The organism is Bacillus sp. IBL03825 (assembly GCF_024712505.1).
Lineage (GTDB): Bacteria > Bacillota > Bacilli > Bacillales > Bacillaceae_G > Bacillus_A > Bacillus_A wiedmannii.
Map to the genome: position 1 here is coordinate 1,482,085 of NZ_JAMXKE010000001.1, position 25,295 is coordinate 1,507,379.

General features: G+C 36.3%; 30 protein-coding genes and 1 other RNA gene. 25 read left to right on the plus strand and 6 right to left on the minus strand.

Translation table 11 applies throughout. The annotated features are described in order from the left end of the window. Positions 1–2: 2 nt before the first annotated feature. Positions 3–884 carry a YitT family protein gene (locus NHG49_RS07795; RefSeq protein WP_064476612.1) on the minus strand — a complete coding sequence of 294 codons (882 nt, stop codon included), beginning with the start codon at positions 882–884 and terminating at the stop codon, positions 3–5. 270 nt (positions 885–1,154) lie between these two features. Between NHG49_RS07795 and NHG49_RS07800 the strand changes: the two genes are divergently transcribed. Genes NHG49_RS07800 through NHG49_RS07830 form a run of 7 tightly spaced genes read left to right on the plus strand, consistent with a single transcriptional unit; the run spans position 1,155 to position 6,709 of the window. Further along, on the plus strand, positions 1,155–1,496 hold the full coding sequence (locus NHG49_RS07800; protein WP_001992677.1) for a nucleotide pyrophosphohydrolase: 342 nt from the start codon (positions 1,155–1,157) through the stop codon (positions 1,494–1,496). Then, positions 1,496–2,296: a dihydrodipicolinate reductase gene (dapB, locus tag NHG49_RS07805; protein ID WP_000658814.1), complete on the plus strand. Its 801-nt coding sequence runs from the start codon at positions 1,496–1,498 to the stop codon at positions 2,294–2,296. The genes NHG49_RS07800 and dapB overlap by 1 nt, the downstream gene beginning before the upstream one ends. Positions 2,297–2,310: 14 nt before the next feature. Then, positions 2,311–2,706 (plus strand): methylglyoxal synthase, encoded by a 396-nt coding sequence (mgsA, locus tag NHG49_RS07810; protein WP_000684766.1) that lies wholly within the window; start codon positions 2,311–2,313, stop codon positions 2,704–2,706. 11 nt (positions 2,707–2,717) lie between these two features. Beyond that, on the plus strand, positions 2,718–3,422 hold the full coding sequence (gene bshB1 / locus NHG49_RS07815) for a bacillithiol biosynthesis deacetylase BshB1 (RefSeq protein WP_087979995.1): 705 nt from the start codon (positions 2,718–2,720) through the stop codon (positions 3,420–3,422). After that, positions 3,419–4,564 (plus strand): N-acetyl-alpha-D-glucosaminyl L-malate synthase BshA, encoded by a 1,146-nt coding sequence (bshA, locus tag NHG49_RS07820; RefSeq protein ID WP_000768303.1) that lies wholly within the window; start codon positions 3,419–3,421, stop codon positions 4,562–4,564. Before bshB1 ends, bshA begins: the two co-directional genes overlap by 4 nt. After that, positions 4,551–5,744, plus strand: a complete 1,194-nt coding sequence (locus NHG49_RS07825; RefSeq protein ID WP_098102158.1) for a CCA tRNA nucleotidyltransferase — start codon at positions 4,551–4,553, stop codon at positions 5,742–5,744. Before bshA ends, NHG49_RS07825 begins: the two co-directional genes overlap by 14 nt. Next, positions 5,729–6,709: a biotin--[acetyl-CoA-carboxylase] ligase gene (locus tag NHG49_RS07830; protein ID WP_064476609.1), complete on the plus strand. Its 981-nt coding sequence runs from the start codon at positions 5,729–5,731 to the stop codon at positions 6,707–6,709. The genes NHG49_RS07825 and NHG49_RS07830 overlap by 16 nt, the downstream gene beginning before the upstream one ends. A gap of 26 nt (positions 6,710–6,735) precedes the next feature. Here NHG49_RS07830 and NHG49_RS07835 read toward each other — a convergent pair whose 3' ends face one another. Continuing rightward, positions 6,736–7,125, minus strand: coding sequence for a cupredoxin domain-containing protein (locus NHG49_RS07835; protein ID WP_142315013.1), 390 nt, complete (start codon positions 7,123–7,125; stop codon positions 6,736–6,738). 412 nt (positions 7,126–7,537) lie between these two features. On the opposite strand from NHG49_RS07835, the gene panB reads away from it, so the two are divergent. From panB to NHG49_RS07885, 10 genes are all read left to right on the plus strand, one after another. Further along, the gene (panB, locus tag NHG49_RS07840; protein WP_000853116.1) at positions 7,538–8,374 is read left to right on the plus strand and encodes a 3-methyl-2-oxobutanoate hydroxymethyltransferase; all 837 of its coding nucleotides are present in this window, start codon (positions 7,538–7,540) and stop codon (positions 8,372–8,374) included. Beyond that, positions 8,374–9,222 carry a pantoate--beta-alanine ligase gene (panC, locus tag NHG49_RS07845; protein ID WP_098092965.1) on the plus strand — a complete coding sequence of 283 codons (849 nt, stop codon included), beginning with the start codon at positions 8,374–8,376 and terminating at the stop codon, positions 9,220–9,222. The genes panB and panC overlap by 1 nt, the downstream gene beginning before the upstream one ends. Positions 9,223–9,234: 12 nt before the next feature. Beyond that, a complete protein-coding gene (gene panD, locus NHG49_RS07850; RefSeq protein WP_000490178.1) occupies positions 9,235–9,618 on the plus strand; it encodes an aspartate 1-decarboxylase in 384 nt (127 codons plus the stop codon). A 128-nt stretch (positions 9,619–9,746) separates the two neighbouring features. Further along, positions 9,747–12,551: an ATP-dependent DNA helicase DinG gene (gene dinG, locus NHG49_RS07855; protein ID WP_222660657.1), complete on the plus strand. Its 2,805-nt coding sequence runs from the start codon at positions 9,747–9,749 to the stop codon at positions 12,549–12,551. A 250-nt stretch (positions 12,552–12,801) separates the two neighbouring features. After that, the gene (locus NHG49_RS07860) at positions 12,802–12,972 is read left to right on the plus strand and encodes a YpmA family protein (protein WP_000358354.1); all 171 of its coding nucleotides are present in this window, start codon (positions 12,802–12,804) and stop codon (positions 12,970–12,972) included. 7 nt (positions 12,973–12,979) lie between these two features. Beyond that, on the plus strand, positions 12,980–13,483 hold the full coding sequence (locus NHG49_RS07865; protein ID WP_000758745.1) for a cell wall elongation regulator TseB-like domain-containing protein: 504 nt from the start codon (positions 12,980–12,982) through the stop codon (positions 13,481–13,483). An 18-nt stretch (positions 13,484–13,501) separates the two neighbouring features. After that, positions 13,502–14,689, plus strand: coding sequence for an aspartate transaminase AspB (aspB, locus tag NHG49_RS07870; protein ID WP_000761545.1), 1,188 nt, complete (start codon positions 13,502–13,504; stop codon positions 14,687–14,689). Between the two features lie 121 nt (positions 14,690–14,810). Further along, positions 14,811–15,518: a DNA replication protein DnaD gene (gene dnaD, locus NHG49_RS07875; RefSeq protein WP_064476605.1), complete on the plus strand. Its 708-nt coding sequence runs from the start codon at positions 14,811–14,813 to the stop codon at positions 15,516–15,518. A gap of 15 nt (positions 15,519–15,533) precedes the next feature. Beyond that, positions 15,534–16,181 (plus strand): endonuclease III, encoded by a 648-nt coding sequence (nth, locus tag NHG49_RS07880; RefSeq protein WP_002158563.1) that lies wholly within the window; start codon positions 15,534–15,536, stop codon positions 16,179–16,181. Positions 16,182–16,184: 3 nt separating this feature from the next. Next, entirely contained in the window at positions 16,185–16,703 is a 519-nt protein-coding gene (locus NHG49_RS07885) for a YpoC family protein (protein ID WP_258125670.1), read from the plus strand. Between the two features lie 23 nt (positions 16,704–16,726). On the opposite strand, the gene NHG49_RS07890 is transcribed toward NHG49_RS07885, so the two are convergent. After that, entirely contained in the window at positions 16,727–19,414 is a 2,688-nt protein-coding gene (locus NHG49_RS07890; protein ID WP_088048409.1) for a PBP1A family penicillin-binding protein, read from the minus strand. 65 nt (positions 19,415–19,479) lie between these two features. Continuing rightward, the gene (gene recU, locus NHG49_RS07895) at positions 19,480–20,082 is read right to left on the minus strand and encodes a Holliday junction resolvase RecU (protein WP_064476602.1); all 603 of its coding nucleotides are present in this window, start codon (positions 20,080–20,082) and stop codon (positions 19,480–19,482) included. 103 nt (positions 20,083–20,185) lie between these two features. Between recU and NHG49_RS07900 the strand changes: the two genes are divergently transcribed. Beyond that, positions 20,186–21,211 carry a DUF2515 domain-containing protein gene (locus NHG49_RS07900; RefSeq protein ID WP_064476689.1) on the plus strand — a complete coding sequence of 342 codons (1,026 nt, stop codon included), beginning with the start codon at positions 20,186–20,188 and terminating at the stop codon, positions 21,209–21,211. Positions 21,212–21,350: 139 nt separating this feature from the next. Here the strand turns inward: NHG49_RS07900 and NHG49_RS07905 are convergent, their stop codons facing one another. Further along, a complete protein-coding gene (locus tag NHG49_RS07905) occupies positions 21,351–21,527 on the minus strand; it encodes a phage portal protein (RefSeq protein ID WP_258125673.1) in 177 nt (58 codons plus the stop codon). 85 nt (positions 21,528–21,612) lie between these two features. Here NHG49_RS07905 and NHG49_RS07910 point away from each other — a divergent pair, with 85 nt between their 5' ends. Together NHG49_RS07910 and NHG49_RS07915 are read left to right on the plus strand one after the other, a co-directional pair. Continuing rightward, positions 21,613–21,855: a hypothetical protein gene (locus tag NHG49_RS07910; RefSeq protein WP_001252042.1), complete on the plus strand. Its 243-nt coding sequence runs from the start codon at positions 21,613–21,615 to the stop codon at positions 21,853–21,855. Between the two features lie 15 nt (positions 21,856–21,870). Next, a complete protein-coding gene (locus NHG49_RS07915; RefSeq protein ID WP_000872967.1) occupies positions 21,871–22,215 on the plus strand; it encodes a YppE family protein in 345 nt (114 codons plus the stop codon). Positions 22,216–22,239: 24 nt separating this feature from the next. On the opposite strand, the gene NHG49_RS07920 is transcribed toward NHG49_RS07915, so the two are convergent. Then, positions 22,240–22,431 carry a YppF family protein gene (locus tag NHG49_RS07920; protein WP_258125674.1) on the minus strand — a complete coding sequence of 64 codons (192 nt, stop codon included), beginning with the start codon at positions 22,429–22,431 and terminating at the stop codon, positions 22,240–22,242. 177 nt (positions 22,432–22,608) lie between these two features. On the opposite strand from NHG49_RS07920, the gene NHG49_RS07925 reads away from it, so the two are divergent. The 5 genes from NHG49_RS07925 (at position 22,609) to rnpB (ending at position 25,267) form a co-directional block, all read left to right on the plus strand. Beyond that, complete coding sequence (locus tag NHG49_RS07925; protein WP_064476601.1) at positions 22,609–23,145, plus strand: YppG family protein; 537 nt, start codon at positions 22,609–22,611, stop codon at positions 23,143–23,145. A gap of 156 nt (positions 23,146–23,301) precedes the next feature. After that, the gene (locus NHG49_RS07930) at positions 23,302–23,742 is read left to right on the plus strand and encodes a CotD family spore coat protein (RefSeq protein ID WP_000546280.1); all 441 of its coding nucleotides are present in this window, start codon (positions 23,302–23,304) and stop codon (positions 23,740–23,742) included. 56 nt (positions 23,743–23,798) lie between these two features. After that, a complete protein-coding gene (locus NHG49_RS07935) occupies positions 23,799–24,353 on the plus strand; it encodes an SLOG family protein (protein ID WP_048543489.1) in 555 nt (184 codons plus the stop codon). 97 nt (positions 24,354–24,450) lie between these two features. Next, a complete protein-coding gene (gpsB, locus tag NHG49_RS07940; protein WP_000622425.1) occupies positions 24,451–24,789 on the plus strand; it encodes a cell division regulator GpsB in 339 nt (112 codons plus the stop codon). 87 nt (positions 24,790–24,876) lie between these two features. After that, positions 24,877–25,267: RNase P RNA component class B (rnpB, locus tag NHG49_RS07945), an RNA gene on the plus strand. Positions 25,268–25,295 lie beyond the last annotated feature (28 nt).

Here is a 25,295-nt window from a genome sequence, read left to right on the forward strand (position 1 = left end):
GTTTATGTATGTAACGGATTTTTATTTTCATCTAACGTAAAACCTTCACCAACTACATCATGTACATCACTTACTGCAACAAAAGCATGAGGATCTACAGAAGTAATAATATTTTTTAATTTCACGATTTCATTTTTAGCAACAACGCAATATAATACGTTCCGTTCCACTTTTGTATACGATCCAACAGCTTTTAAAAAAGTAGCTCCGCGTTCCATATCAGATAAAATTTTGGCAGCAATTTCATCGTTTTTATCTGAGATAATAGTTGCTCCTTTCGCCGCATAAGCTCCTTCTTGCATAAAATCAATGACCTTAGCACCGATAAAAACAGCAACTAACGTATACATGCCCTCGCGGTATGATAAATATGTAAGAATCGAGACGATAATGACGATAGCATCAAACATAAACATCGTTTTCCCCATACTCCAGCCAACATATTTATGAGCGAGTCTCGCGATAATATCTACACCGCCAGTAGTCCCGCCATATTTAAATATTATTCCAAGACCGATACCAATAAATGCCCCGGCGAATAAAGCCGCGAGTGTCATATCATTTTGTAAATTTAAATGTAAGTTCAGAACATCGTAACGCTGAAAAATCCATAGAAATAAAGATACGCTAAAGGTGCCGATTAGTGTATATAAAAATGTCGTTCTTCCAAGTAACTTCCAACCAATAATAAATATAGGGATATTTAAAATTAAGTTTGAGTAAGAAGGGTCAAACTTAAATAGAAAATACAATAATAGTGTAATACCGGTAAATCCACCTTCCGCAAGGTGATTTTCAATATTGATATTCACAATACCGAAAGAAAAAATAGCGGAACCGATTAAAATGAAAATGATATTTCGAATCTTCAAATTTGATGTCATATAGAAATCCCCCTAATTATGTAGATTGCATTGCTCCGCTGAAACGGTAAAACATAATGATAAGTAATTTCTAGTTGTTAGTAAAAATAGTGAAGGCTAAAAAAATCCGATTGGTTCAACTAATCTTTTGCGAAAAGCATGCAAAAGAAGTTTCACTTTATTATAGTCTATCCAAAAAAGGGGCGCAAATAGGTGTTTTGCGGGGAATAATATTTGTCAAATCGCGATGAATTGGCTAACATGAAAGAGGAAGGATTAGAGGTGAATTGTATGGAAGCAAAAACGATGAAGGATATGCAGAAAGAAGTAGATGCATATATTGGTCAGTTTAAAGAAGGTTATTTCAGTCCACTTGCAATGATGGCTCGTTTAACGGAAGAAATGGGGGAGCTTGCAAGAGAGGTTAATCATTATTATGGTGAGAAACCGAAGAAAACAACTGAAACAGAACGTAGTATTGAAGAAGAGCTTGGAGATGTATTATTTGTTATGATTTGTATGGCAAATAGTTTAAATATTGATTTAGAAACGGCACATAACATTGTAATGAATAAATTTAATACTCGCGATAAAGATCGCTGGACACGTATTGATGAGGGAGAGAAAGAATAATGAAAGAAATTAAAGTAATTATCGCTGGACCAAGAGGACGTATGGGACATGAAGCAGTCCTTCTTATGGAAAGAACGGAACATTTTAATTTAGTAGCAGCAGTGGATTATAAGCATGGTGGAGAGAAAATCTCTGATTTACCGGGCATGCCAGCGTTACAAGCGCCAATTTACGCGGATTTACATACTTGTTTAGAGGAAGTAGAAGCAGATGTGTTGTTAGATTTAACAACGCCAGAAGTTGGAAAACAACACGTTACACTAGCAGTTGAGCGTGGACTTCGTTCTGTTATTGGTACAACTGGATTTACAGAAGAAGAACTAAAGCAATTAACAGAGAATGCGAAAGAAAAAGCAGTAGGAACAATTATCGCTCCAAACTTTGCAATTGGTGCAGTTCTTATGATGAAATTCTCACAAATGGCAGCGAAGTACTTCCAAGATGTTGAAGTAATTGAATTGCATCATGATCAAAAATTAGATGCACCATCTGGTACAGCTGTAAAAACAGTAGAATTAATTCGTCAAAATCGTGAATCAAAGCAGCAAGGTCACCCGAATGAAGTAGAGCAACTAGAAGGTGCTCGTGGTGCAAATGTAGACGGCATTCACATTCATAGTGTACGTTTACCAGGACTTATTGCACACCAAGAAGTAATGTTTGGTGGAGATGGACAAATGTTAACGGTTCGCCATGATTCATTCAATCGTGCATCCTTTATGTCAGGTGTAAAACTATCAATTGATACAGTAATGAATTTAGATCATCTTGTGTACGGATTAGAAAACATTATCGACTAAAGGGGAGACAACGGATGAAAATTGCCTTAATCGCACATGACAAAAAGAAAAATGACATGGTTTCGTTTGCATACGCATATAAACCAATTTTTGAACAACATGAATTGTTTGCAACAGGGACGACAGGACTTCGTATTATGGAGGCAACTGGTTTAGTTGTAACAAGATATCAATCGGGTCCTCTTGGTGGTGATCAAGAAATTGGTGCCATGATTGCGAAAAATGATATGGATATGGTGATTTTTTTCCGGGATCCACTAACTGCTCAGCCGCATGAACCAGATGTAAATGCATTGCTTCGTCTATGTGATGTATATGCGATTCCACTTGCAACGAACATGGCAAGTGCTGAAATGTTAATGCACGCATTAGAGCGAGGAGATTTAGATTACCGTAAGTTTAGAAAATGAGGGGAACAATTATGAGTGGATTACATATATTAGCGTTTGGTGCTCATGCCGATGATGTTGAAATCGGCATGGCCGGTACCATTGCTAAATATACGAAGCAAGGGTATGAAGTAGGTATTTGTGATTTAACAGAAGCTGATCTTTCTTCTAATGGAACAATAGAATTGAGAAAAGAAGAAGCAAAGGCGGCAGCTCGTATAATGGGAGTAAAAACGAGACTGAATTTAGCGATGCCAGACCGTGGTTTGTATATGAAAGAAGAGTATATACGTGAAATTGTAAAGGTGATTCGTACATATAAACCAAAACTAGTTTTTGCGCCGTATTATGAAGATCGTCATCCAGATCATGCGAATTGTGCAAAACTTGTGGAAGAAGCTATTTTTTCAGCGGGAATTCGTAAATATATGCCAGAGCTTCCACCACATCGTGTGGAGTCTTTTTATTATTATATGATTAATGGTTTTCATAAACCGAATTTTTGTATAGATATAAGTGAGTACCTTTCTATAAAAGTGGAAGCATTAGAAGCATATGAAAGTCAGTTTTCAACAAGTAGTGATGGTGTGAAAACGCCGTTAACAGAAGGTTATGTTGAAACTGTGGTCGCTCGAGAGAAAATGTTTGGAAAAGAAGTTGGAGTCTTATATGCCGAGGGATTTATGAGTAAGAAACCGGTTTTATTACATGCTGATTTAATAGGGGGATGTAAATGAAATTAAAAATAGGTATTACATGTTATCCTTCTGTAGGTGGTTCTGGAGTTGTTGGAACAGAATTAGGAAAGCAATTAGCGGAACGCGGGCATGAAATTCATTTTATTACATCGGGTTTACCATTCCGGTTAAATAAAGTGTATCCAAACATTTATTTTCATGAAGTGACGGTAAATCAATACTCTGTATTTCAATATCCACCATACGATTTAGCGTTAGCGAGTAAAATGGCAGAAGTTGCACAAAGAGAAAACCTAGATATTTTACATGTGCATTACGCAATACCACATGCAATTTGTGCTTATTTAGCAAAACAAATGATTGGAGAGCGTATTAAAATTGTTACAACCTTGCATGGAACAGATATTACTGTGTTAGGTTCCGACCCTTCGCTAAATAATTTAATTCGTTTTGGTATTGAGCAATCTGATGTTGTGACGGCGGTCTCGCATTCATTAATTAACGAAACGCATGAGCTTGTAAAACCAAATAAAAACATTCAAACGGTATATAACTTTATAGACGAACGTGTATATTTCAAGCGTGATATGTCTCAATTAAAGAAAGAATACGGTATAAGTGAGAGTGAAAAGATACTAATTCACATTTCAAATTTCCGTAAAGTGAAACGTGTGCAAGATGTTGTTCAGGCATTTGCTAAAATTGTTACAGAAGTAGATGCGAAGTTGCTTCTTGTTGGAGATGGACCAGAATTTTGCACGATTTTACAGATAGTGAAAAATCTACATATTGAAGATCGCGTCTTATTCTTAGGGAAGCAAGATAATGTTGCAGAACTACTTGCGATGAGTGATTTAATGTTGCTTCTTTCAGAGAAGGAGAGTTTTGGTCTTGTTTTATTAGAAGCGATGGCGTGTGGTGTACCTTGTATCGGAACAAGGGTTGGAGGTATTCCGGAAGTCATTCAACATGGTGAAACAGGATATTTATGTGAAGTTGGCAATCCAACAGGAGTGGCAAATCAAGCCATTCAGCTATTAAAGGATGAAGAACTTCACCGTAATATGGGAGAGCGAGCAAGAGAAAGTGTTTACGAGCAGTTCCGCTCTGAAAAAATCGTCTCACAATATGAAACGATTTACTACGATGTACTAAGGGATGACAAAAATGGAAAGATTTAAAAAAGCTAGTTCTATTATTGAGACTTTAAAGCAACAAGGACATGAGGCTTACTTTGTCGGTGGAAGCGTACGAGATCTTATTATCGATAGGCCAATTGGTGATATTGATATTGCGACATCTGCTTTACCAGAAGAAGTGATGGCTATATTTCCAAGACATGTTCCTGTTGGTCTTGAGCATGGAACTGTAATTGTGGTAGAAAATGGTGAACCTTATGAGGTAACTACTTTTCGAACAGAGAGCGAATATGAAGATTTTCGAAGACCTAGTAGTGTTCAATTCGTTCGTTCATTAGAAGAGGATTTAAAACGTCGTGATTTCACAATGAATGCAATTGCGATGACAGAAGAAGGCAAAATGGTTGATTTATTTGCTGGACAGGAAGCGATTCAAAAGAGAGAAGTTGTGACGGTTGGAAATGCTGCGGATCGTTTTCAAGAAGACGCCCTGCGAATGATGCGTGGTATTCGTTTCGTAAGTACGTTAGGTTTTTCTTTAGAAATGAAAACGAAACAAGCAATTGAAACATATGGACATTTGCTAGAACATATTGCAATTGAGCGAATTACAGTGGAGTTTGAGAAACTGTTAACTGGTACATATTGTGTGAAGGGCTTGCAAGAATTAGTAGAAACGAAGCTATTTTCTCATCTGCCATATTTACAAATGTCAGAAGAGAGATTATTAAAAGCTACGCAGTATAACTGGGATTCTTTTGAAACGGACATTGAGGCATGGGCATTCTTCTTATATTGTATTGGGGAAGAGCATCCATCTGTCTTTTTACGTCAATGGAAGTTTTCGAATAAAAAAATAAAAGATATCGTCGCAGTTTTATTAACAATTCGTACGAGAAAGGAGAAGGATTGGGATACAGTTCTTCTTTATAAAACGGGACTTCATATCGCTGAAATGGCCGAAAGAGTATATGAAGCGATGATTGAAAGCTATGATCATACATCTGTTAAACGAGTACAAATGTTGTTTGAAGTATTGCCAATAAAGAGTCGCCAAGAAATGAATGTGACTGGGAATGATTTATTAAACTGGGCAAATAAAAAGCCCGGTCCGTGGGTTGCTGAAATGATTCAAAAAATTGAGGAAGCAATCGTACAAGGAAACGTAGGTAATGAGAAAGAGTGTATAAGGGAGTGGCTGCAAGAATGCAATCTACTATAAGAAAGCAGTTATTGCAAGTTTTTTCGGAAGCGGATGGCGCGTTTGTATCTGGCCAAACGATTAGTGATAAACTTGGTTGTTCAAGAACCGCTGTGTGGAAACATATGGAGGACCTTCGGAATGAGGGATATGAACTTGAAGCTGTGCGTCGATTAGGTTATCGCATTGCGAGTAAGCCAGACAAAGTAACTGCTAATGAAATTCAGTTAGGGTTACAAACGAAACATATTGGTAGAACGGTATATTTTGAAGAAACTGTCGAATCCACGCAGCATATTGCAGCAAAACTTGCTTATGAAGGTGCGGAAGAAGGAACGATTGTTGTTGCAGAAGAACAAACAGCTGGCAGAGGTCGTTTAAGCAGGAAATGGCATTCACCAAAAGGAACAGGAATTTGGATGAGTATTATTTTACGTCCATCAATCCCGGTTCATCATGCACCACAACTTACTTTATTAGCGGCTGTTAGCGTTGCACAAGCAATTGAAAAGTGCACGGGTGTAAACGTAGGAATAAAATGGCCGAATGATATTTTAATTCAAGGTAAAAAGGCTGTAGGTATATTAACAGAAATGCAGGCAGATCCTGATAAAATTAATGCTGTCATTATGGGCATTGGTATTAATGCGAATCAAAAGCAAGAACATTTTGATGAGGAAATTCAACATATTGCTACTTCTTTAGCGATTGAATCCGGTGAGCCAATTGTTCGTGCAGAGCTTATGCAACAAATCTTTTTACAACTAGAAAAATTATATGAAGAGTATTTACAAAATGGTTTCTCTGTCATTAAAATTCTTTGGGAAAGTTACGCTGTGAGCGTCGGGAAAGAAATTACCGCTCGAACGATGAGAGAGACAATTACAGGGGTAGCAAAAGGAATTACAGAGGATGGTGTATTGCTTCTGGAGGACCATGAAGGGAAAGTACATCACATTCATTCTGCAGATATCGAAATTAAGTAAAAGAAGTTCCAAAAAGGAACTTCTTTTTATTTGACTATTACTTTGCCTTCCATTCCTTTAAGAAGATGGTACCGGCATATTAATTCATATGTACCAGTATTTTTAGGTTTCACGGTAATGTTTTTTTCTTTTCCTGACTCGACTACGACATCAATGCCGAGTTTTTTTACTGTAAAGGTATGTTCATTCTTACCTTTGTTTTTTAATAACAATGTTGTTGACTCTTCAATTGGAATGGTGATGACGTTTGGATGAAAGTAATCATCATTCAGTTCGACCTCAATTACTTTCGTTGAATCGATAGGTTGTGTTACGACGTTAACTGAGGCAAATGCATGGAAGGAGCTAAAAGTTATCATCACTACAATCATCAGAAGCAAACCGGTCGATGGAAATAACCATTTGTTCATAAACATTCGCAATTCTCCTTTTGTAAGTACTTTTCTCAATTAACCTGCATCATTAGTTCACGAGTTATACAATGCATATAAACTAAAAGCTATTTACCCTTTCTATGAGTTCGTTAGTTATGAAATTTTCACATACCGTAATGGGAATAAAAAATTATTTTTTCAAAAAAATGTAGTAATTCCTTTTTGGAGTTTGCTATAATTAGTTCGAATGTGGGCAGTATCAGAGCGAACTGCACCATGATTCGAAGCAATACGAAAAATAATAACTTGGATTCTGCCTTGATCCAATAACGGACTGGGACAGAGGGATGAATAATGCCGACTAACACACAACCCTTCTGCCCTTTTATGGCCAGAGGGGTTTTTTATATGATTTCGGCCATCTCCTCTCTCCTGTATAAAGGAGGAGTAGTTTTTGAAAACAAAAACAGATTTTTTGAAGATGAAAGAGCAAGGTGAGCCGATTACGATGCTAACGGCGTATGATTATCCATCTGCTAAGTTAGCAGAAGAAGCTGAAGTTGATATGATTCTAGTTGGAGATTCCCTTGGGATGGTTGTGCTCGGCTACGATTCAACAGTACCTGTCACAGTAGAGGATATGATTCATCATACGAAAGCTGTACGCCGAGGAGCGAAAGAGACGTTTATTGTAACTGATATGCCATTTATGTCGTATCATGTGTCGCCTCAAGATACGATGGTGAATGCACGCCGCATTGTTCAAGAGAGTGGTGCTCATGCATTGAAGGTAGAAGGTGCAGGGGAAGTGGTATCAACTATTCATTACTTGACGAATGCGGGAATTCCTGTCGTGGCACACTTAGGCTTAACTCCTCAATCTGTAGGAGTACTAGGTGGGTATAAAGTACAAGGGAAAGATGCTGAAAGTGCAAAAAAATTAATAGAAGATGCGAAGAGATGTGAGGAAGCTGGTGCGATAGCGCTTGTGTTAGAATGTGTGCCAATGCAGTTAGCGGAATTAATTTCGAAGCAACTAACAATTCCGACGATTGGAATTGGAGCAGGGAAAAAAGTAGATGGGCAAGTACTTGTCTATCATGATCTTATCTCATACGGCGTAAATCGTGTTCCGAAATTTGTGAAGCAATATACGTCTGTTCAAGAGGAGATTGTGCGAGGGATTTCACAATACGTTACTGAAGTAAAGACGGGACAATTTCCAGAAGAAAAACATTCGTTCACAATGAAAGAGGAAGAATGCTTAGCGTTATACGGAGGAAAACAATAATGAAAATCGTAACTACAGTGCAAGAGATGCAGCAAATTACAAACGAACTTCGTATAAGTGGAAAAAGTATTGGTTTTGTTCCAACGATGGGTTATTTACATGAAGGTCATGCGACTTTATTACGTAAGGCAAGAGCAGAAAATGAAATTGTAGTTTTAAGCGTGTTTGTCAATCCACTACAGTTTGGGCCGAATGAAGATTTAGATCGATACCCTCGTGATATTGATAGAGATGAAAATGTAGCAAAAGAAAACGGTGTAGATTATTTATTTTATCCGAGCGTAGAAGAAATGTATCCAGCAGAACAAACGACAACAGTAGCAGTTGTGAAACGTACTGATGTATTATGTGGCAAACAAAGACCTGGTCATTTCGCTGGAGTTGCGACTGTACTAATGAAACTATTTAATATTACATTGCCAACGCGTGCTTATTTTGGTATGAAAGATGCACAGCAAGTTGCTGTCATTGAAGGATTTGTCGCTGATTTTAATATCCCGGTTACGATCGTACCAGTGGATATTGTGAGGGAAGTAGATGGATTAGCGAAAAGTTCTCGTAACGTGTATTTATCACAAGAAGAGCGTGAAGAGGCTCCTCATTTATACAGCAGTCTATGTAAAGCGAAAGAAAGAATTGAAGCAGGCGAACGTAATGCAGAAATCATTACAACTCTTGTGAAAGAGTATATTGAGACGTATACGAAAGGCACTGTAGATTATGCTGATTTATATGCCTATCCTTCACTACAAGTAATAGATAAAATTGAAGGACGAATGATTTTAGCAATTGCAGTTAAATTTGAGAATGTACGATTAATTGACAATATAACATTAACGGTTAAATAAGGGGGAGCATCTATGTTTCGCACAATGATGAGAGCGAAGTTACATCGCGCTACGGTAACAGAAGCAAATTTAAATTATGTAGGTAGTATTACAATTGATGAAGATTTAATGGATGCAGTAAATATTGTAGAAAATGAAAAAGTACAAATTGTAAATAACAATAATGGTGCTCGCTTAGAGACATATGTTATTAAAGGAGAACGAGGTAGCGGTGTTGTTTGTTTAAATGGTGCAGCTGCAAGGCTTGTACAGCCAGGGGATAAAGTTATTATTATTTGCTACGGTTTAGTGGCAGAAGAAAATATTCATAACCAAGAGCCGAAAATTGCAGTATTAGACGATGATAATCAAATTATCCAAATGTTAGGCGCTGAAAAAGCGGGTACGATATTATAAGTAAGAAGGCTATCTCTATTACGGAGATAGCTTTTTTGTGCATCTTTTCATTAAGATGAGATAAAACGTGGTATAGTAACATTATATAATTTTGTGTTTGATAGGTAAGAAATTGAGGTGTTACATATATGAGTAAACGTTATGTCGTTGTGGATTTAGAGACGACAGGGAACTCCTGGAAGGACGGGAAGGATAAAATTACCCAAATCGCAGCTGTTGTAGTGGAAGATGGAGAGATACTAGAGATTTTTTCATCTTTTATTAATCCGAAGAGAGAGATTCCGCCATTTATTACAGAATTAACAGGGATTGATGAGAGTATGGTTAAGCAAGCCCCGTTATTTCAAGATGTAGCCCCGATGGTTGTTGAGCTATTGCAAGGTGCAGCTTTCGTTGCACATAACGTTCACTTTGATTGGAATTTTTTAACAGAAGAATTAAGGCGTGCTGGATATACAGAAGTACATTGTCCGAAAGTTGATACAGTTGAGTTGGCGCAAATTCTTTTGCCGACGGCTGATAGTTATAAATTACGTGATTTAGCTAAACAACATGAATTAGAGCACGATCAACCGCATCGTGCGGATAGTGATGCTCTTGCAACAGCGGAATTATTTTTACAATTTTTAAATGAAATTGAAAATTTGCCACTTGTCACCTTGCAATCGCTTTATGAATTGAGCGATGTTTTTCAAAGTGATATAGCGGATGTACTTTCTGAAAATATTTTAAAGAAAATGATGCATGGTAGAAAAGGGGCAGAGGGGTATGAAGTATATCGAAATATTGCGCTTCGAAAACGAAATTATGCTTTAAATCTCAGTGAAACATGTTCATCTAAATTTGATGCTTTCTTGCATAAGGCAATCGATAAACTTGAATTGAATATGCCAAAGTTTGAAAAAAGAGAAAGCCAACAGATTATGATGAAGGAAATATATACAGCACTAAGAGATTCTAGGTTTTCACTAATTGAAGCAGGAACAGGAACAGGGAAGACTCTTGCATATTTACTTCCAAGTGTTTATTTTGCAACGAAAAAAGAAGAACCTGTCATCATAAGTACCCAAACAGTACAACTGCAACAACAAATATTAGAAAAAGAAATTCCATTATTACAGAAAATAATGCCATTTTCATTTGAAGTAGCTCTTTTGAAAGGAAGAAAGCATTATCTTTGTCTACATAAATTTGAATATGCTTTGCAAGAGGAAGAGAAAAATTATGATATGGCGCTCACAAAGGCAAAAATTTTAGTGTGGTTATTGCAAACAGAAACTGGCGATCGTGATGAATTAAATATTCCTGAGGGCGGAAAGTTACTTTGGAACCGTATTTGTAGTGATGTACATAGTCCAGGCGGGATGCAAAGCAACTGGTATAGCCGTTGTTTTTATCAACGAGCAAAGAATAAAGCATTATTTGCAGATATCGTTATTACAAATCATGCGTTATTATTTCAAGATTTTTCAAGCGAAGAACCACTATTTGCTTCATGTGAACATATTATTTTTGATGAAGCTCATCATATCGAGGAAGCGGCGAGTAGAACATTAGGTGAACAGTTCTCCTGTATGTATTTTCAATTAGTTTTATCTCGTCTTGGTACGCTAGAAACAGATGATGTACTTTCTAAAGTATATAAAATGATGAAAAAATCAGAGCAAGCCTCTCGTTCGACTTTCCGTATGGTGAGTCATAGTTTGAAGGAATTGAAATTTGATGCGGATGAGCTATTCCAAATGTTACGTGCTTTCATCTTTAAACAAACAAAGCAGGAACAAGGGATAAGCAATATGCCACTCATTTATCGATATAACACGGAAGTAGAGAAAGGTAAGTTATGGGATAGCATTACCGAGTTAACAAATCGTTTTGTATACGATGTAAGAAAATTATTGACTACACTTGAGAAGCAAGTTGATATATTGCAAAGTAAATTAGAATGGGAGATGCATGTTGTTACAGGTGAATTTATGCATTTAATTGAGTTGTTGAGAAAGATGGAACAATCTTTACAATTACTCATTTTAGAAAAAAATTCATACGTGACATGGATGGAGACTGAAACGAAGGGGACAATTCATTCAACCGTTTTATATGCACAGCCTGTTCATATTGGTGAAAGGCTTGCGGATGAATTTTTAACACAGAAAAAGAGTGTTATTTTCACATCAGCAACGTTAACAGTAAACGATTCATTTGACTATATAAAAGAAGAGCTAGGTTTACATGATTTTGCTCCCAATACATTACAGGTTCCGTCACCATTCCGTTTTGAAGAACAGATGAAATTAATGGTTTCAACAGATGTGCCTTTTATTAAGCAAGCAAGTAATGAAGAATATATTGAATCTGTGTCGGCACATATTGCAAAAATAGCGAAAGCTACAAAAGGTAGAATGCTTGTTTTATTCACTTCTTATGAGATGTTGAAAGAAGCGTATACGAATTTGAAAAATGATGAGGAATTAGAGGGGTATTTATTATTAACGCAAAGTGTGAATAATAAGAGCCGAAGTCGTCTCATTCGTAAATTTCAAGAGTTCGACAAATCGATTTTGTTAGGAACAAGTAGTTTTTGGGAAGGGATAGATATACCTGGAGATGCCCTTAGTTGTCTTGTTATTGTACGACTTCCCTTTACACCTCCGCATCAACCGATGATGGAAGCAAAAGGAGAGTGGTTACAAAATCAAGGACAGGACGTATTCGCTAAGTTAGCACTCCCGCAAGCAATCTTGCGTTTCAAACAAGGATTTGGTCGTCTAATTAGAACAAGTACAGATACCGGAACAGTATTTGTATTAGACCGTCGTTTGACAAGCGCTTCTTATGGAAAACGTTTTTTACAATCAATCCCAACTGTTCCGCTTTATGAAGGCCCTTTAGAAGAATTATTAGAACAATTAAAGGAACGGCCAAATAAATAAAATTGGAAGAAAAATACGCCTGAAGTACATTTAAGCTTCAGGCGTAAAAAATGTGGGTAGGAGGAATTTTATTTTTCTTACTTCTTGTATACAAAATGTATTGGTTTTCGACTTGAAACCTTTTTTTGCAGTACATGTCCTGCTATAATAGATGGGTGATGAAGCAGGGGTTGTAAAGAATGTACTCTTATTGTAACCGTATTGCGTTCTTCTATAATTAGAAATTTTTGTGTAACGGAGGAGTTTTTTCATGGATAAGAAAATCGAAGTCCTATCAACGACGCGTCTTAAATATTCGTCTGATTTGTATAAAATCGTTGATAGTTTGAATCGTACGTTAAAAGAGCAGGACCTCATGTTCGGATTAGCATTAGACGAAAAAGATAAAGAAACAGCTGTATTTACGATTTACAGAACGTAGTGATACAATGAAAAAGTGGATCTTTGCAATCGTTATCGTAATCGTTGCTAGCGGAATATATGGGGCGTATGTTTATAATAAAGCAATGGAAAAGAAAATCCATAAAGAGGAAAAATCTGTAGAAATTGCAAAAGAAAAGGCAAAGCTTACAAAAGTAAAATCTGTAGATTATTATAACGGAAATTCTTCATATACAGTCGTACAAGGTGTAGACGAAAAAGGAGAACAAATTATTGTTTGGGTGCCAAATAAAAAAGGGAATGTCCTTGTGAAGAAAAAGAGTGAAGGTATTCCTGAAAAAGAAGCTTTGCAAAAGTTGGCTGAACAAGCTACAGGAAAAGGCGATGAGCCGAAGCCAAAGCCAAAAGAAATTATAAAAGTAAAATTAGGTGCTCAAAACGATATTCCGTTGTGGGAAATTACATATATTGATCAGGAAGATCGTTATACGTATTATTATTTAGAGTTTCAAAATGGGGCTTATGCTGGTCATTACAGCATTGAAAAATAGATGTAGGGGGAACTACAAATGAAATTAGCAAAGCGAGTAGCTGCTTTAACACCATCTGCAACTTTAGAAATTACAGCAAAGGCACAAGCATTAAAAGCAGAAGGTCATGATGTAATTGGATTAGGGGCAGGAGAACCTGACTTTAATACGCCAGAACATATTATGGATGCTGCACATAAAGCGATGTTAGAAGGACATACGAAGTATACACCAACAGGTGGATTACAAGCGTTAAAACAAGAAATTGTGAAGAAGTTTACACGTGATCAAGGAATTGCGTATGATCCATCTGAAATTATTGTATGTAACGGTGCAAAGCATGCATTATATACATTATTCCAAGTGTTGCTTGATGAAGGAGATGAAGTTATCATCCCAACTCCTTATTGGGTAAGTTATCCTGAGCAAGTAAAGCTTGCTGGAGGTAAGCCAGTTTACGTAGAAGGCCTGGAAGACAATGAGTACAAAATTACAGCGAAGCAGCTGCGTGAGGCAATTACAGAGAAAACGAAAGCAGTTATTATTAATTCACCGAGCAATCCAACAGGAATGATTTATAGCAAAGAGGAATTACAACAGCTTGGAGAAGTATGTTTAGAACACGATATTTTAATCGTTTCAGATGAAATTTATGAAAAATTAATTTATGGTGGAGCAGAATATACTTCGATTGCCCAGCTTTCTAATGCATTAAAAGAACAAACACTTATTATTAATGGTGTATCTAAATCTCATTCTATGACAGGATGGCGTATTGGATATGCAGCAGGAAATAAGCAGCTTATTAAAGCGATGACGAACTTAGCGAGTCATAGTACGTCAAACCCTACTTCAATCGCTCAATACGGCGCAATTGCAGCATATGCAGGCTCACAAGAACCTGTAGAAACAATGCGTCAAGCATTTGAAGAAAGATTAAACATTATTTATGATAAATTAATTCAAATCCCTGGCTTTACTTGCATTAAACCACAAGGTGCATTTTACTTATTCCCTAATGTAAAAGAAGCTGTAGCTTTATCAGGATACGAAACTGTAGATGATTGGGCAAAAGCTCTATTAGAAGAGGAAAAAGTGGCTCTTGTACCAGGTACAGGATTTGGTGCTCCAAATAATGTTCGTTTATCATATGCGACATCTCTTGAACAAGTAGAGAAAGCATTAGAACGCATTCATACGTTTATGAAAAGTAAAGTGCAAGCTTAATTGTATATTTTATTAACGCAATACAAAAAACCTTCCTACATAATAGGGAGGTTTTTTTGACGAATTGTGACAAAAAGAAATAGCGAAAGGTGTGTTATACTAGAGAGCGAGGTGTTTGGTGATGAAAAAGAAAATGATGTTACAGTGGTTTGAGCAGGGAAGCATCGCAATTCCAAAATTACTTATGATGCATTATAAAAAATTAGGGTTAAATGAAGTGGAATTTATGGTTGTACTTCATGTACACACATTTTTAGAATCGGGCAATTCGTTCCCGACTCCGTCAGAGATTTCAGAACGGATGACGATTACTGAAATGAAATGTATGGAAGTAATTCAGACATTGATTCAAAAAGGTTTTTTATCATTAGAAGGTGGACAAAAATCAGAAGCGATGATTTGTGAAAGTTATTCTTTACAACCGCTATGGGAAAAAATATTGCATTTCTTAATGAACGAATCAATAGAGGAAGAACAAAAAGAAATAAAACAACTGCAAGTAAATTTATATACAGTATTTGAAAAAGAATTTGGAAGACCACTTTCTCCGTTTGAATGTGAAACGTTGGGTATGTGGGAAGATCAAGATCAACATCATCCGAATTTAATTCAAGCGGCCCTCAGGGAAGCTGTAATGAGTGGTAAGCTTAATTTCCGATATATTGATCGTATTTTATTTGAGTGGAAAAAGAATGGTATTAAAACAGTAGATCAAGCCCAAAACCAAGGACGGAAATTTAGAGCAAATCAACAACGAACGCAGCAAACGACAAAACAAGAGACGAAATTTACTGGGAAAGTGCCTTTTTATAATTGGTTGGAGCAGTAATGTAGGAGGAAGTATATGTTAAATAAAACGCAAATTCGCTATTGTTTAGACACAATGGCGGATATGTATCCAGAAGCACATTGTGAATTAATTCATGATAATCCGTTTGAATTAGTAATCGCGGTGGCATTATCTGCACAATGTACAGATGCACTTGTAAATAAAGTGACGAAAAATTTATTTCAAAAATACAAAACACCAGAGGATTATTTAAGTGTGTCTTTAGAAGAATTACAACAAGATATACGTTCCATTGGATTGTTTAGAAATAAGGCGAAAAACATTCAAAAATTGTGCCAGATGTTGCTAGATGATTATAACGGGAAAGTTCCAGAAGACCGGGACGAGCTGACGAAACTACCAGGAGTAGGAAGAAAGACAGCGAATGTAGTTGTTTCGGTTGCATTTGGAATTCCAGCGATTGCTGTTGATACGCATGTAGAGAGAGTGAGTAAACGGTTAGCAATTTGTAGATGGAAAGATTCTGTGTTAGAAGTGGAAAAGACATTGATGAAGAAAATTCCAATGGATGAGTGGGGAGTTACACACCACCGTATGATTTTCTTTGGACGTTATTACTGTAAGGCGCAACGACCACAATGTGAAGAGTGCCGATTACTAGAAATATGTCGCGAAGGAAAGAAACGAATGAAGGGGAAATAAAGGATGGAGCGAGTTATAGAAATACCGAAAGAGTTTCGGTGCGTACCATTTTTTAAAGAGAGTGCGAATTCGATTACGTATCACACAGACCAATCTTTTGAAGAAATAATACAAAATACTTACTTTATACATGATATTGAAAGACAATATGAGCCATGGAATGAAATTGAAAATAGTATTCCTGTACTGTTGAAAGTGTGGAAAAGTAAGCATGAAGACATTGCTACACTATTTCGAAACAGAAATAAGCAAGAAGCTGAAGGTCCAATGATTCTTTTGGCGGCACATTTGTTATCGATTGTATTTTGGTTAAATGAGCAACCTGTTCATAGTTTGAATGAAATGGAAGCTTATACGAGTAAATTGGAAGTACAACCAGTTAATTTTATGGAGCGATATTCGTTCATTATAAAGAAACCGAATAATTATCATTCCTACATTCAGTTAGCGCAGTTGTATATTGAAATAGAAAAGCTATATGTAAAGAAAATGATAACAAAAAAGAAGTCCTTTTCTCGTTAAGAGAAAGGACTTCTTTTTTTGTATTAAGATTCTGTTGTAACAACATTTCCGTCTGCGTGAGGTGTATCTCCTCCGGTATTTTGTTGTTGTTCTTGTTGCTTGTGTTGTTCTTCTTCAGCTTTTTTTCTAGCAGCCTCTTCTTCAGCTTTCTTTCTAGCAGCTTCTTCTTCGGCTTTCTTTCTAGCGGCTTCTTCTTCAGCAGCCTTTTTCTGAGCTTCTTCTTGTTGTTTACGTTGTTGTTCTTGTTGTTGCTGTTGCTCTTGTTGTTTACGCTGTTCTTCATCAGCCTTTTTCTTAGCTTCTTCTTGTTTTAGTTTATCTTCATTAGCTTTTTTCTGAGTTTCCTCATCAGCTTTTTTCTTAGCTTCTTCTTCAGCCTTCTTCTTAGCCTCTTCTTCAGCTTTTTTCGGGTCTGGAGTTCCGCCAGGTGCAGTGAAGGATGCACCAACTGCAGGGCTTGTTCCATTACCTTTTTTCGCTACTACAGAGAAGCTGTAAGTAACGCCTGGTTTAATACCACCAAGAGTAGCTGTCGTACCACTTATTGATAGGCTACCACTTGAACCGTCAGTTGCTTTATAGCTTGCTGCATACGCATCAACTTCTGCTGGTCCAGACCAGTTTAGTGTAACTGTGCTAGCGCCATCGAAAGCGACATTAAGACCACTAGGTGCATCTACTTTAATTTGTTTAACCGCATCTTTCTTAGCACCTTTTACGTACAATTCACCATATAATTCTTGTACAGAAGAAGGGCGTTCGAAACGAGATTTATCTGTAGCGAATTTGCTCATCATTACTTGGAACATTTGTTGCGCAATTCTAGTAGAGCGATCGCCAATGTAATTTTCTGAGCTATCTTTTTCGTAACCAGTCCACACCGCCATTGTATATTGCGGTGAATATCCAGCAAACCAGCTATCTCTGTTTGCATCAGCTGGGATACCATATTTTTTTATAACGTCTTCATCAAAGTTTTGTGTTCCTGTTTTACCAGCTACGTCTATACCGGAAACGTATGCTGTTGGACCTGTACCACCAGAACCAGGTCTTATTACGTCACGAAGTACGTCAGTAACCATATATGCTGTATAGTCGTGCATTGCACGTTGTTCTTTCGGCTTAAAGTTTTTCTTTTTCCCGTCTGGGAAGATGACTTCTTTTACGAAGTGAGGCTTATTATATACACCGTCATTACCAAATGCGGCATATGCACCTGCTAGTTCTAATGGAGAACTATCGTTACTACCAATTGCTGTTGATTCATATGTTTTGCCGTCTTTAAATGTCATACCCAACCCTTCAGCAAACGCTTGTGACTTAGGAAGACCCACCGCTTGGGCTGTTTTTAAAGCCGGGATGTTTAATGATTTTTTCAAAGCTTCACGTAGTGAAACGTCACCTTTGTAACTATTTGTTGCATTTCGTATTTTTTTACCATTGGAATACGTATACTCTGAGTCATTTAATTGATGGTATGTAGACCATTGTAAATTCTCAATTGCTGGACCGTAGTCGAAAATTGGTTTCATTGTTGAACCAACTTGGCGTTTTAGATCAATGGCCATATTATGACCTTTGAAAGTAGACTTACTTTCTTTACGCCCAGCTCCAATTGCTCGAACTTCTCCAGATTGTGTATCCATAAATACGAATGATCCTTGGAATTGATCGTTAGGATACTTAATGAGATTGCCATCCATAATTTTGTCAGCGTAATCTTGAGCATCTTGGTCAAGTGTTGTATGAATCGTTAAACCATCTGAACCGATATTTATATCGGGATATTCTTTTTCAACTTCTTTTACAACAGCATCTAAAAATGCTTGATACTTCATCTCAGTTACTTCTGAAGACGGTTGAAGACCCTCAGTTACAGAGATTTTCATTGCGTTATTCATTTCATCTTTTGTTATATAACCATGTCGATTCATTAATGATAATACGACGTTACGACGTTGTGTAGCTCGTTCAACGTTGTCTTGTTTTGTTGGGTCATAAATATTAGGACCTTGGGGTAAACCTGCAAGCATTGCAGCTTCATGTAACTGTAAGTCTTTTAAGTCTTTGTTATAATATTTTTTGGCTGCTGTTGCAATACCGTACGAACGGTTACCTAAGTTAATCTTATTTAAGTACATTTCTAAGATCTCATGTTTAGAGTATTGTTGCTCTAATTTGTAAGATAGGTACCATTCTTGTACTTTTCTCTTCGCAGTTTTGTCCATCGTTAGAAAATAGTTTTTGACTACTTGTTGTGTAATCGTACTACCACCTTGAGATCCGAAGCCTCCAGTGACATTTTCCATAACTGCTTTTGTAGTTCGTTTAAAATCAATTCCATTATGATCATAGAAACGTGAATCCTCAGTTGCAAGGAATGCACTTTCAACTACCTTTGGAATTTGATCATACGTAACGTGGGTTCGTTTTTCAGCACCGTATTCATAGAAAAAGTTCCCATTCTTATCAAGAAACTTTGTTGATAAAGGATTGACAAGTTTTGATTTGTCTAATTTTGGAGCGTCCTTCACCATAACAAAGAAAGCGGAAACGCCAGCTACAAGACCAACGATACCAAGAAGTAGACAACCTATAAGGAATTTTTTTAAAAAGGAGCCTTTTTTCTTTGGTTTGTTCTCTTTATTTGTTTCTTGCTTTTGATTTTTTACATGATTTCGTTCTGTACGAGAACGATAATTATCTGACATTATACTTTCTCCTACCTTTCATTCTCTCCCCAAAAGTCGAAAAAAGAGCCTTAGTGATGACTCTATCACGAAAAATAAACCGTGTCTAGTACACGGATATAATCAATCCGAGGGTGATAACCGCATGATAATAAAGATCCATGCTCTTCTATTTCTTCTTTCGTAATCGATTTCCGTCCACCAGTATTTTGACGATTCCAAAATGCAATAATATGTTTTGCATCTAGTAAATAAAGTTCATCAAAAAGTGTAAATTTAATAATAACAAATGCAATTCCATCATGAGCGAGTACTTGCTTCATATGTTCAATTTGATGAAGGTGGAAGTTTTGAAGTGGAAAGCTGGTTTTATTTTTTGTTTCTTTCGCTTCAAAATCGATGTATTTCCCTTTGTATACACCGTTGTAATCTGTTGTAGAAGGTTGTTTAAAATACGCTTCTTTTACCACTGCAGCACTTCGAGCGGGGTAATCTACTTTTACAATTTGAAGAGGTGTAGGCTTTTTATGTACACATGCAATATTATGGGTTAAGTAATATTCATTTGTTTCATTCAATTCCTCTTCAAGGGACATACCTCTATTACTATAAGTATGTTTTTTAATTGGTGTTTTATGAGGTTGTGAAGCTTGATTGTACCGTTTTCCGTTTGGGTAACGAATGGTCATAGTGTGTCCACTCCCAACTTGCTAAGAATTACTTACAAAGGTGATTATAACAAAAAATGAAAAAAGATGTGACCTTTTTGAAGAAAGGTATGATGACTTATTTATGTTTACATGGAATGATTATGCAAAAATTAAACAATATCGTAAAAATATGGTTTGTACAGACGAAGAAAAAACAATCGTTTATAACATTAAGGGGAAAATAGAAATGGCTAATATGGACAACATTTCTCGAACACACTCTTATCAAGAATATTATGTAAGGAACAGTGAAATTAGGTGGGCCTTTTTAGCAAGTATGGTCTCGAGAAATGCGGGATGGAATATGACTGATTTAAAAGGGATATATTATGCTACTGTTTTACCTCAAACAGTAAAAAAACATTTGTTTCTGACTTATGAAGAAGCGAATTGGATTATTTTTTTAGATGCATTTCCTCAGCTATTGTTATACGAAGAAAGTAAGAGGAGGCAGGTACCACTATTCTATTTGTTACAATATTTTAACGTATCAATTTTTATGGAAAAAGAATGGATTTATTTTTGGGAAAAAAAAGATATAAATAGGCTCATGACAGCGCTTATTATAAATGAGCAAAATAAAATTCAAAAACCAGTTATTGAGAATACATATTTTAAAAAACATGTATTCCATACTGCACTTTTTAAATTGCAAGAAATGCTTCATATTAGTGCTGTTATTTTTCCGACTGTGGAAGGGAGGATGTATGGTTTTTCAGTTTATCAATTTGAAACGTTACAAAAGCGTATAGAACTAGGGCAGAAACTAGCGGAGTTACTGTTTCATCCGAATTATAAAAGTTCATTCCATAGGTTTGCATTGCAAACTATACACACAGGATCAAGAGCAGATTATGAATATTATGTAAGAGAAGCTAGAAAATCTTGTACGCCAGCCCTTAGAGAGGTTTATCCTGTCGTTGCACATAAGGAAATAAGTATGAGAGATTGGTTTTGTAGAGATACGGAAATAAATGAGTTGTTTCTACTGGAAGAGTATAAGGGGGAAGTTGATATAACAGAATGGTATAAAAGAAAGAGGGAGCAAATATATGTTGCTTCTATCGTAAATCGTTTTGTTAAAAGGATGGATGAGTTCGTGATATAATAAAAAAGAAGTCCCGTCTTCATAAATGAAGACGGGACTTCTTAATGTGAAGTAATCCTGCCCTGTATGCTAAAAATTTAATTAAGAGATTAAGGATGCTTTAGAAATTAGCTTTTTGTAAAAGTGCTAAAGTTTCACTTTATGTAGCAGGGAAGTTTGGACCATCTAACTTAGGGTTGCCAGTCTCGGGTTTATTTTGTTTGTTTCGTTTTTTCTTTTTTTCGTTTTTGTTCTTTGCCATTTTCATACACCTCCTTTTTGTATTGTTACCATTTCTATAAATGACATACAAAATGATTTCTTTGACGAATAACAACTAGTTTTGTCATGTGAGCAGGAGTGAAGAGTCATTCGGCGAAATTACATGACAAAGGAAAAGCAAAGAAGGGGGCGTTTTGTATATGGCGATGGTTCAGAAGGAAGATGTAATGAAAACAATGGATCAAATGTTAAGTTCTCTCGATTTGCTGGAAATGAATATAGGGATTAGAATGAATCATGCATTGAAGGATACGAGTGAAAAAATATGCAATAAAATAGAAATAACAGAAATGCATATTGAGCATATGGAAAATAAATTAGTGCATCACGAAGAAAAAGGGAATTGGGTGAAGGCATTTCAAAACGTCGTAGTGAGTGCATAATAAGGTGGGAATAAAATGAAGTATGAAGCATTAATACAATCTTCAGAAAAACTCATGCAGTATAATAATGAAGCGAATGTGAAAAAAAGAGAAATGATTGAGTACGATTTTTATAAGGATATGAAACCATTTGTAGATATGGTAGATGAGGAATTAAAAGTGTGGAAAGAATTAGCTTATAAATGGATTAAGGAAGAAAAACCGAAGTATATACATGTACAGCAAATTGATCAAGTGTACGATAATTTACAGACAAATGTGTTGCAATGTTTTGTAAATAAAGGTAAAGGTAAGCGATTCTTTGAAACACATCAAGCCATTTCGTATACTTTGCAAAATATAATTGAGCAATGTAAGTAACAAGAGGGGAAACCCTCTTGTTTTTTATACTTCTGTCATTGTTGTAGGTTTTGTTGCACCGTTTATTTCTAATTCTTTTATTAATGTTCGGTAATCTGAAATGCATATTTTTCCTTCGAGATACCAATGTCTCGCAAAGTCTAACAATTCATTTACATTCTCTGTGTAATACCCCTTTTTTTGAGAAAACGCTTGTTTTAAATCCCCTAATACCATGTTGATTCCTCCCCCATGAGAATCTTCTTCTTTATTATCATAGCATGGAAGGGTTTTCTTTTTTAATTTTTTAAAAATTTAAACTTCCGACAAAAATAGACAGATACTCCGTCACACATATTATTTTACTGGTACATATTATATATGTAGAAACTTATGTGAAGGAGGAGAGAATGCATGTTTCAACAACCAAACGTATATCAGCAATCTAATCCATATACACAGCAAAATATGTACCAATATAATACGGATACATATTTACGGTATAATATGTATCCTTTCGAGCCTCATTATGGAAATCAAAATTATTACCAGCCATTTGAAGTGTCGTTTATGAATCAACCGCAACAACAGCAGCAGCCCTATATGGATCAGCAACAGCAACCTTATATGAATCAACCGCAACCGCAGCAGCAGCCCTATATGGATCAACAACAGCAATCTTATATGAATTCACAATACTATATGCCACCACCATCTCCCTATGGAAATCAACAAGCGATGTTTTATCCACCAAAACAACCGTACCCGACGCAGAATAAACAAAAACAACAACAGCAACCGAGTCAATTTTCTAGTTTTGTTTCCCAATTTAAAAACTCAGATGGTAACTATGATGTAAATAAAATGATGAATACAGCTGGACAAATGATGAATGCGATGAACCAAGTGACGGGTATTGTAAAGCAAGTTGGAGGTTTTTTTGGTAAGTAATCTTGGGGGATTGTCTATAAAAAGCATTACGTATAAAGCAGAAGGCTAGACAAATTTCCTTGTAATAAATGGGTATATATAACAAACGGCTTTCCCTCTTTTCTCATATTGTAAAGTGTAGTCAGATTTTTTTAACGAGAGAGGAGAGAAAAAACTATGCATCATTGTCATCCTTGTTTTGGAGGGCATAAGCCTGTAGGACCTATCTGTACAACTGCTCCTGTCATTCATCCGACGAAACAGTGTGTAACACATTCTTTTTCAACAACGGTGGTGCCACACATTTTCCCAACGCATACAACACATGTTCATCATCAACAAATTAAAAACCAAAACTTCTTCCCACAAACAAACTCGAATGTAAATGTTGTAGACCCAATCGATCCAGGATTCGGCGGTGGATGTGGACCATGTGGTCATGGACATCATGGACATCACGGACATCACGTATCACCATTTGGTCCAGGACCAAATGTATCTCCGTTTGGACCAAACGTATCACCATTCGGACCAAATGTATCACCATTTTTACCAAACAATGTATCACCAGTAGGTCCGAATATTGGACCAAACGTTGGTGGAATATTTAAAAAGTAAATGATATGTTAGAACTAGCGAAATGCTAGTTCTTTTTTTGTAATTGGAGTGTTGATATGAAAGTTATTGCTGTAACGGGATATAAGCCATTTGAACTTGGTATATTTAAAAATGATCATCCAGGGGTGGAATGTATAAAAAAAGCATTGCACCGAAAATTAACTACTTTTGTAGAAGAAGGTTTGGAATGGGTGATAATAAGTGGGCAGTTAGGAGTCGAATTATGGGCTGCTGAAGTTGTTTTTGAAATTCAAGTAGAATATCCAAATCTAAAATTAGCGGTATTTACTCCGTTTTTAGAACAAGAAGAAAGCTGGAAGGAAGATAACCGTGAATATTACGAATGTATTCTCTCTCAAGCAGACCATATTGATAGTATTACGAAACGGAAGTACGAAAGCCCGGAACAATTTAAATTAAAAAATCAATTTTTTATTGAAAAAAGTGATGCACTTTTAGCTGTATATGATGAAGAAAAACCAGGGAGTCCCAAATATATTGTAGAAGCAGCAAAGAAAAAAGGAGAAATAGAAAATTATCACAGTTATTTCATTCTTTTTTCTGATTTACAAGATATAATAGAAGAGGAACAGTGGAATAATGCTGAGTAATATGTAATATAGTACTCGTATATATGATTGACAAAAGGCGTTGTTTCTGAAAAAATTTAGGTAATGAAAGTTTTGGCAAAAATTTGAGGTGAAGAAAATGATTTCGGATAAAATTAAATTAACGGCGAAAGATATTTTAGAAAAAGAATTTAAAACAGGCATGAGAGGCTATCAACAAGAAGAAGTAGACAAGTTTCTTGACATGATCATTAAAGACTATGAAGCTTTCCACAAGGAGTTTGATCAATTAAAGCAACAAAATGCTCGTTTAAAGCGTGAATTAGAGGAACAAAAATTAGTAGCAACGCAAGTGCCACAACAACCAGTTGTACAAACACCAGTTGCACAACCTGTATATAACAACACGAATACGGACATTTTAAAACGTCTATCTAATTTAGAAAAAGCTGTATTTGGAAGTAAGTTATACGAATAATTTTTAGTGGTAAAAAGGTTAAAGCATTTTACATAGAAAAAAACATTGCAAAATCTTTTTGTTTCCACTATACTAATGGATGTCATAACGTTTGGGTAATCGCTGCAACGCCAACGTTGTAGAGGAAAGTCCATGCTCGCACGGCCTGAGATGGCTGTAGTGTTCGTGCCTAGCCAATTCATAAGCTAGGGTATTCTGGCTGTAAGGCTGGTTTAACGGCAGGGAAAAAACCTAAGTCCTTTCGGATATGGTTTGACTACCTTTAAAGTGCCACAGTGACGAAGTCCTTGAAGAAATGATAGGAGTGGAACGAGGTAAACCCCACGAGCGAGAAACCCAAATAATGGTAGGGGAATCTTTTCCAAGGAAATGAACGATGGGAAAGGACAGGTTGTATAACCTGTAGATAGATGATTGCCACCGGAGTACGAGGCGTGGGCCGTTTGCAGTACAAAGGAACAGAACATGGCTTACAGAACGTTATGAACCAACTATGAAATAACTCA